The sequence below is a fragment of the Pantoea sp. GM01 genome, from assembly GCF_000282675.1.
Classification (GTDB): Bacteria; Pseudomonadota; Gammaproteobacteria; order Enterobacterales; family Enterobacteriaceae; genus Pantoea; species Pantoea nemavictus.
Window position 1 is genome coordinate 82,155 of sequence record NZ_AKIU01000003.1, and the last position, 8,495, is coordinate 90,649.

Here is an 8,495-nt window from a genome sequence, read left to right on the forward strand (position 1 = left end):
CTGATTAAACAATGCATTTGCAGAAGTCAAAATTCGGCGCTATTCAATCTATGCATTACAGTATGTTGTAACTATACGGCTTAATTTTGATGAAGGGAGAATTTCAGGACTTCATCTTTGCTTATTTCCAACCATATCAATCAGTTATAGCCCTTCCGATGTGGCGATTTCAGACTGAAACCGCCCATGCCAAGTCACGGGCGGTACTTTTTTACCAGTGAGTCGCTTGCATATCGATAACGAAGCGATACTTCACCTCGCCTTTCAGCATACGTGCAAAGGCCGTTTCAATCTCCTCACCTACAATCAGTTCGATATCGGCGGTAATGTTATGCTTGCCGCAGAAATCCAGCATTTCCTGGGTTTCCTGAATGCTACCAATCGAAGAACCGCTGATGCTCAATCGACGATTTACCATTGGCGTCACGTTAGGTGACTGATGCGGTTGCTCCGGAATCCCCACCAGCACTAAACGGCCGTTGGTTTTCAGCGTGGCGAGATAAGGATCGAGATCGTGTGGTGCAGAAACGCAGTCAACGATGAAATCCAGTGACGTTTGCGCGGCAGCCATCTGCTGCGCATCACGGGAAACGACGACGCGCTTCGCTCCTAAGCGCAATGCGTCCTCACCTTTAGCAGGCGAAGTAGTAAATAGCGTGACCTCTGCGCCCATCGCGCTCGCCAATTTAACCGCCATATGACCCAAGCCGCCCAAACCGACTACGCCAACTTTATCACCGGCTTTGACATTAAAGTGACGCAGCGGTGACCACACCGTTACACCGGCACACAGCAGCGGCGCAACGCCGGCTAACGGCAATGTCTGCGGTACCGAAACCACAAAATGCTGATCAACCACCACGTTTTGCGCATAGCCGCCCCAGGTGCTGTCGCCGGTGTATTTATCGATACCGTTGTAAGTCGCGACGAAACCGGATTCGCAATACTGCTCTTCTTTCTGCTGGCAGAAATGGCATTCACGACAGGAATCCACCATCACGCCGACGCCTACCACATCGCCGGCTTTAAAATTCGTCACATCCGTACCGGTTTCCACCACACGTCCGACGATTTCATGGCCCGGCACCAGCGGATAACGGCTTACCGCCCATTCGTTACGTGCCATATGCAAATCGGAGTGGCATACGCCACAGTAGAGAATTTCAATTTTGACATCCTGCTGCTGCAGCGGACGCAGCGCAATCTGACTGGATGAGAGAGGTTTGGTCGCGTCGTGCGCCACTAATGCATTGATTTTCATACTGCCTCCAAAATGGGCTGGCGTTGGCTAACTGAAGGCGGCAGACTATAGTGAACATGGTGCAGAATTGATAGTAGTTACCATTTGGTAACCATACAGGAGGCGCATACGGTGCCCGCAATCGTTGACGGTAAACTATTTTTTTATGCGGATTCGCCGCCGCGACGCTTAATGGATCTGTTTTCTGTGAAATGGAGCAGCATGGTGCTGCATGCGTTGTATCACTGGCCGAATCACCGCGCACGCACCGGTGAGTTACAGCGCAGCCTGCAGGGGATATCGAAGAAGATGCTGTTTCAAACGTTGAAAGAGCTGGAGCAGCGCGGGCTGATCGCCCGCCATGTCTATGATGTGATACCGCCGAAAGTGGATTACCGCTTAACGCCGCTCGGCATGACGTTCGCGGCACCGATTGAGCAGATGTATCAGTGGGGGCTGGAAAATCAGGCGGCGCTGGATGAAATGGAAACCTGCTATCGCCATGCTAAGGACGCTTCATCAGTCGAGCCACACAATCACGATCGCGCTGCTGACGCGGATTAAATACCACCAGACTCAAGCCGGGTTTGCCCTCCACGGCAAAGGTGCTGTACTCCAGCTCCAGCACGCCTTCGTCAGGCAGCCACAACTGTTTGATGCCTTCGCCATGCTGGCTAACTTCCTGCGATTGCCATAGCTGGCGGAAGGTTTCGCTCATTTCGCTCAGCTCCTCTACCAGCGCGCGCACATGCTCGCTGGCACCGGTGCGCGCCACGTCCGCACGGAAGTTGGCCACCATGCCGCGAGTGACCTGATGCCAATCGGGTAAACGTTTTTTCATCTCTTCGTTGCGGAACATCATCAGCAAAATGTTGCGCTGTTCCGGCGGCAACTCGGCGTAATCCACAAACACTTTGGTGGCGGCACGATTCCACGCCACCACTTGCCACTCAGCGGTCTTCACCAGCGCGGGCGTGTGTTCCATGCTGTCGAGCACGCGTTGCAGCGAAGGCGAAACGTCTACGCCTGCTTGCCAGGTCACGCCCGGCAGCCGGTTCTGCGCCAGCAAAAACAGGTGATCGCGCTCAGCAGCGCTCAATTCTAATGCTTTGGCCAGGCGTTCCAGCACCTCTTCAGAGGGCGCGCCACCCCTGCCCTGCTCCAGCCACGTGTACCATGTGGTACTGACGCAGGCGCGCACCGCCACTTCTTCCCGACGCAGGCCCGGCGTACGACGGCGGAGCAGCGTGTAACCGAGTTTCGCTGCATCCAGCCGCTGGCGGCGTTCACGCAGATAGTTGCCGAGCGCATTGTCATCTTGCTGAGTCATGCCTTTATCCTGTTAGTGCGTATACCTGTATAAGCTCACGGCTTTTCGCCGCCACGCAGACTTTTATGATAGTGCTTCAACTTTGAAAAAGTGGAGCACGATTATGCGATTTTTTGTGACTGGGGCGAGCGGATTTATTGGTTCCGCCATTGTGAAAAAACTGCAGGCACGTGGCGTTGAAGTGCTGGGTTTAGCACGCAGCGAAGCTTCAGCAGAGAAATTACATCAGCAAGGTGTGCAGGTAATACGCGGTGAGCTGGAAGATCTCGCCAGCTTACGCAGTGCGGTTGAGCAAAGCGACGGCGTCATTCATGCCGGATACATCCACGATTTTAGCCGCATGGATCATGCTGCCGAAGTCGATCAACGCGCTATTCTGGCAATGGGCGACGTGCTGGCTGGCTCCAATCGCCCGCTGATTGTCACCACCGGCACCGCGTTAGTCGCACCGGGACAACTCGCCACCGAACAGATTCGTCCGGCAGCGGGCGCACATCCACGGTCTAATTCTAACGTCGCCGCATTGGCGCTAGCCGATCGCGGTGTGCGCGTGGCGTTAGTTCGCTTGCCGCCGACGGTGCATGGTGCGGGCGACCATGGTTTTATCCCGATGATCATCAATATGGCGAAGGAAAAAGGCGCAGCGGTATATGTCGGCGAAGGAGAAAATCGTTGGCCTGCGGTGCATCGCGACGATGCCGCCGAGCTATTTTGCCTTGCCGCCGAACAGGCTGAACCGGGTGCCATTCTGCATGCCGTGCAGGAGGAAGGTATACCGTTTCGGCAGATTGCCGAAACTATCGGTGCAGGATTAGCGCTGCCGGTGAAGAGCCTGACGCTGGAAGAAGCCAAAACCTGGCTGGGCTGGATGGCCTTCTTTGCGTCGGCTGATAATCCTTCATCCAGTGCGTGGACGCGCCAGACATTTAACTGGCAGCCAAACGGACCGGCTTTACTGCAGGATATGCGTGAGGCGGGATATTTTAGTTAGCCTGTCTTAGGCATTGAAGCGGCGCAATTTAGTGCGCCGCTTCAGGACGTGCAGTGAATGAACAGCGTACTTAACTAAATGGCTCTTCGCGCGCCAGCAGGCGGGCTATCACATTCAGTGCGCCTTCATCATTATTGCCTTCGGTTCTGTAACGCGATACCGCGCTCACCGGTGCGGCGGCGTTAGCCATTGAGAAGCTATAACAGGCCTGACGCAGCATTTCGATGTCGTTGGCACTGTCACCAATCGCTACCACTTCACAATCATCAATACCCCATTTTTCCTGCAGCAATGCGATGCCGTGCGCCTTATGGCAGCCAGGAATGATCAGGTCGACAAAGCCAAATCCGCTGGAAACCGGATGCATAATGTTTTCAATCGCGCCCAGTTCGGCGTGCAGGCGCTCCATCAAAGCCTCTACGCCTTCATGCGCCAGATTCAGGGAAAACTTGAAGATGGTGTCATCGATATCGTAAAGATTGTCGCGCTTTTCCAGGCGATAGTAGTGATTCGCCAACATGCCAATCACCTCCTCGGACATTGATGTGTGCACATAGGCGCCGTTACGGCCGCACACGACGGTGCTGATGTCCGGCTCTTTAGCCAAAATATCGAGGATTTGATGCACGCGATCCGGCGCCAGTTCGCCGCAAAAGATCTCTTCATTATTATCAGAAACCCAAGCGCCGTTTTCCGCTACAAAGGCAATCTCATCTTTGATGTCAGGAAAATAGCGCTGCAGTTGATAATATTGATTGCCGCTGGCGACCACGAAACGAATGCCCTTCTCTTTCAACAGCGCATACTGACGCGCAAAGCGTTGCACGTTGTACTGCTTATTGTCGTCGAGAAACGTTCCATCCATGTCCACTGCAATCATTTTCACTGCCATTTTGCTCTCCCGTATTTGCTCGCCATTGGCTTTAAAAAGGTCTTTGTTAAGCTTACTCGCGGTGTGGATTATTGAGAATGTGAATAATGAGTTTGATCACCGCTTTCAGAGATTTCCAGTCCATCTTTTACTGTATGTCAGCGCCTTTTTCTCTGATCCAGGCACAGAACATCTCCGCCATGTCATGCGCGTAGGCTTGAATCTCAGCGGCCGTGCGCGGCGACTCGGAAAAATGTTTGCCCACATTGCCTAGCGTGCTGTTGATCAGATCGGCGGCACGCGCCCGATCTTCCGCCTCCGAATGCGGCAGCAGTTCAAGCAGGAAATCACTGATTACGTTCTCGCCGGCTGCGCGAGCTTCCTGAACTTCCGGAGCATCGCGATAGAGCGGCGCGGCATCATTAAGCGCCGTGCGCATCGCAGCTTCTTCACATTCCGATTGCAAAAAAGCCAGAGTGAGATCGTGCAAACGCTGGCGCGGTGTAGCGGCGCTATTGCGCAAGATCGCGCCTAATAGATTGCCGGTGCGCTGCCACTCTTCGCTTTGTAATCTGAAAAGAATAGCTGCCTTATTGGGAAAATATTGGTAAAGCGAGCCAATACTTACGCCCGCGCGCTCCGCCACGCGCGCGGTGGTAAAACGCGTGGCGCCTTCCTGCTCTAAAACCTGAGTAGCGGCTTGTAAAATAGCCGAAACCAACTCGTTGGAGCGCGCTTGCTTTGGCCTTTTTCTCTCAGAAATCTTAGCGTTACGTCTTTCCGTCATCAGTAACTCCAGAACACGAATAGTGAAATGCGAATGATTCATCGTATTCTGTTCGCACAGCTTAATCCACTTTTTGATATACGGAAAAAACCATGAACACCTTAACCTCCGCGCCATTAGCCCCGCTGCTGAACTACCTGTTTGAGCTCGCCGATAATATGGCCCATCCCACTAATGAAGCGTTTAGAACGATGTCTGACGCAGAGCAAAATCGCCTGCTGCGTAGCAAAACTGATTACATCGAACTCTATGCTCACCTAAAAGATGTGCCGCTGGCGATTTCGCGCGAAACCGGCAAGTTGCTCTATATGCTGGCGCGCAGCAGCAGAGCAAAAACGATCATCGAGTTTGGCACCTCGTTTGGTATTTCCACGCTGCACTTAGCTGCAGCGCTACGTGATAACGGCGGCGGTAACATCATCACCTGCGAATTTGAGCCAGGTAAAGTGGCTCTTGCGCGCAATCATTTCGCTGATGCCGGCGTCAGTGATCTGATTGAAGTGCGCGTGGGTGATGCGTTAGCCACCTTGAGCAGCGATTTACCTGCATCCATTGATATGCTGGTGCTGGATGGTGCGAAAGCGATCTATCCGGAGATTCTGGCGTTAGTGCAACCATATTTGCTTCCCGGCGCGCTGATCGTCGCGGATGATGCCGACTTCAGCCCGGAATATCTCGAGCTGGTGCACGGCAGCGGCGAATTCATCTCGCTGCCGTTTAATGATGGCGTGGAAGTGTCAATATGGTTGGGGAAGCCGTAGGGAGCCCGGCAAGCCTCCCGCAGAGGTAACGTATTAATTAAACCACGGCTGGAACGGGTCGGGGAGTTCTACCCAGCGATCCGGCCCAGACGCCATCTCGTCATCGGTTAACAGCGCATTTTCCAGCTTGTCGCGCAGCACCGCTTCATCCATATCGATACCGATAAATACCAGTTCCTGGCGCGCATCACCGCTACCATCCACCCAGTTATCGAGAATGTACTGTAGGTTTTCTTCGTCCTGTGGCCAGCGCTCTTTCGGCACGCTGGCCCACCACATCCCCGCTAAGCCCTGACGTGACACACCACCCGCTTGTGACCATGAACCGGCATGACGTGGACGACTGGCGAGCCAGAAATATCCTTTGGAGCGCACCACGCCGTTGAGCTCGTTTTCAATCACCTGGGAAAAGCGCACTGGATGAAAAGGACGGCGCGCACGAAAGACAAAATTGCGAATGCCATACTCTTCGGTTTCCGGCGTGTGTTCGCCACGCAGCTCCTGCAGCCAGCCTGGCGCCTGCGCCGCAGCGTCAAAATCGAATAACCCGGTGTTGAGTACCTGGTCCAGCTCCACTTTGCCAAATGCCGAGGCGATGATATTGGCGCGCGGGTTGAGTGAGGTCAGAATCGCCATCAGCCGCGCCTTTTCTGCCTCGTTTATTAGATCCGTTTTATTCAGGATCAGCACGTCACAGAATTCGATTTGATCGACCAGCAGATCCACCACCGTGCGCTCATCTTCTGCACCTAGCGACTCACCACGTGACTGAATACTTTCATTTGATTCATAGTCGCGCAGGAAATTGAAACCATCGACCACCGTCACCATGGTGTCGAGCGACGCCACTGCAGACAAACTCTGCCCTTCTTCATCGGCGAAGGTAAAGGTTTCGGCTACCGGCAGCGGTTCGGAAATCCCGGTTGATTCAATCACCAGGTTATCGAAACGCCCCTCCTTTGCCAGACGGTTCACCTCCAGCAGCAAATCTTCACGCAGCGTGCAGCAGATGCAGCCATTGCTCATTTCCACTAGCTTCTCGTCGGTACGCGATAGTTCCGCCCCGCCGTCGCGTACCAGCGCAGCATCAATGTTCACTTCCGACATATCGTTGACGATCACCGCCACGCGAAGGCCTTCACGGTTATTGAGAATGTGGTTGAGCAGCGTGGTTTTACCCGCGCCGAGGAAACCGGAAAGCACGGTGACCGGCAGTTTTTTGCATTCGCGGGATGGATGGTTTTTTGCAGACATGACAACTCCTTCAAAAGACAAAGTTCACAACATGAAAAGACAAAGGTGCTGATTCTTTCATTATGTTATAACATAACAATTAATATTGTCATTGAGGAATGTGGGTTGATTGCGGATAGCCGCTATAAAACCAGAGTGGGAGAGGTAAGGTGCGCATTGTGCGCACCTGGCAAACGAAGATTACTGATTGTTGGGGTAGCTCAAGTCAATCGCGTCATCCGGCAAGGTAGTGAAGGTTTTCACGAGGGTGCGGAAATCTGCGTTCGGTGTCAGGTCGGCAAACTGCTGCGGATAAAGATCTTTCGCCAGAATTTCCATACCAATGATGTTGTACGGGTGATTATAAAAGTGGTGATAAACGCCATATACGCGCCCTTCTTTCACCGGTTCGATCTGCGCTAAACCGGTGCGCTTCAAAAGCGTCTGGAAGGTTGCCTTAACTTCTTGCGGCTGGACGCCATAACCAAACGGCAGCACGTTGGCATTCGGACGCTTAGAACCGGTCATGATGTAAACATCAGGTTTCATAGCGATGATCTTTTCCAGTGCCACAAACCCGGCATTACCCGGCAGCAACTCCGATCCAATATTCTTCCCGCCCACCGCTTCCACCAGTCCACCCCAGCCGTTGTGGCTGTGCGTGAAGCAGCAGTTATCGCTATTACCGGCGATCGGTTCGATGAAGACGGTCGGCTTGTTTTTCACTTCAGCCACGCCTTTGCTAATGCGTGCAAATTTTTGCTGGTAGAAATCTGTGTAGGCGGCAGCCTGGCTTTCGCGATTCAACACGTTACCCAGCAGCGTGACGCTCGGCGCAGTGTTCTGTGCCGGGTGCAGTTCGTAATCAACAAACACCACAGGAATATGCAGATTATTCAGGGTGCCGAGCACGCCAGACTGCTGTAATGCCGGTTTGGCGCGCAGCTGCGCAATCATCAGGTCCGGCTTCTGCGCCAGTACGCTTTCAAGGTCGACCTGGCCTTGATCGTTAAAGCCCATATCAACAATTTTGGTTGCTTCCGGCCAGCGCCCTTTCAGCACATTCCAGAATTGCGTGTCCTGCTTTTTCGGCAAGTTGTTCCACGCGACCACGCGCTTAAACGGATCGTCCCGATCGAGCAGCGCCAGCGTCAAGATGTCGCGCCCGTCCTGCAAGATGATGTGCTGCGGCTCTTTGCTGATAGTTTGCGTGTTGCCGTCCATATCGGTGACGGTCAGCGGATAGGTGGCGGCGGCAGCCGACGTTGAAGCCAGTAACCCC

Annotated in this window: 9 protein-coding genes; 3 read left to right on the top strand and 6 right to left on the bottom strand. The window is 53.6% G+C overall.

The window, feature by feature from the left end; all coding sequences use genetic code 11:
* Positions 1-211 precede the first annotated feature (211 nt).
* Positions 212-1,261, bottom strand: a complete 1,050-nt coding sequence (locus tag PMI17_RS00995; protein ID WP_007885205.1) for an NAD(P)-dependent alcohol dehydrogenase — start codon at positions 1,259-1,261, stop codon at positions 212-214.
* 111 nt (positions 1,262-1,372) lie between these two features.
* Here PMI17_RS00995 and PMI17_RS01000 point away from each other — a divergent pair, with 111 nt between their 5' ends.
* Positions 1,373-1,804: a helix-turn-helix domain-containing protein gene (locus PMI17_RS01000; protein WP_007885206.1), complete on the top strand. Its 432-nt coding sequence runs from the start codon at positions 1,373-1,375 to the stop codon at positions 1,802-1,804.
* On the opposite strand, the gene PMI17_RS01005 is transcribed toward PMI17_RS01000, so the two are convergent.
* Complete coding sequence (locus tag PMI17_RS01005; protein WP_007885210.1) at positions 1,746-2,570, bottom strand: helix-turn-helix transcriptional regulator; 825 nt, start codon at positions 2,568-2,570, stop codon at positions 1,746-1,748. The genes PMI17_RS01000 and PMI17_RS01005 overlap by 59 nt on opposite strands.
* A 103-nt stretch (positions 2,571-2,673) precedes the next feature.
* Here PMI17_RS01005 and PMI17_RS01010 point away from each other — a divergent pair, with 103 nt between their 5' ends.
* A complete protein-coding gene (locus PMI17_RS01010) occupies positions 2,674-3,561 on the top strand; it encodes an SDR family oxidoreductase (RefSeq protein ID WP_007885212.1) in 888 nt (295 codons plus the stop codon).
* Between the two features lie 70 nt (positions 3,562-3,631).
* Here the strand turns inward: PMI17_RS01010 and PMI17_RS01015 are convergent, their stop codons facing one another.
* Positions 3,632-4,453 (bottom strand): Cof-type HAD-IIB family hydrolase, encoded by an 822-nt coding sequence (locus PMI17_RS01015; protein WP_007885214.1) that lies wholly within the window; start codon positions 4,451-4,453, stop codon positions 3,632-3,634.
* 127 nt (positions 4,454-4,580) lie between these two features.
* A complete protein-coding gene (locus tag PMI17_RS01020; protein ID WP_007885217.1) occupies positions 4,581-5,219 on the bottom strand; it encodes a TetR family transcriptional regulator in 639 nt (212 codons plus the stop codon).
* 92 nt (positions 5,220-5,311) lie between these two features.
* On the opposite strand from PMI17_RS01020, the gene PMI17_RS01025 reads away from it, so the two are divergent.
* A complete protein-coding gene (locus PMI17_RS01025) occupies positions 5,312-5,980 on the top strand; it encodes an O-methyltransferase (protein WP_007885219.1) in 669 nt (222 codons plus the stop codon).
* Between the two features lie 33 nt (positions 5,981-6,013).
* On the opposite strand, the gene zigA is transcribed toward PMI17_RS01025, so the two are convergent.
* Positions 6,014-7,234 carry a zinc metallochaperone GTPase ZigA gene (gene zigA, locus PMI17_RS01030; RefSeq protein WP_007885220.1) on the bottom strand — a complete coding sequence of 407 codons (1,221 nt, stop codon included), beginning with the start codon at positions 7,232-7,234 and terminating at the stop codon, positions 6,014-6,016.
* A gap of 180 nt (positions 7,235-7,414) precedes the next feature.
* Positions 7,415-8,488, bottom strand: a complete 1,074-nt coding sequence (locus PMI17_RS01035; protein ID WP_052013339.1) for an ABC transporter substrate-binding protein — start codon at positions 8,486-8,488, stop codon at positions 7,415-7,417.
* Positions 8,489-8,495: the final 7 nt, after the last annotated feature.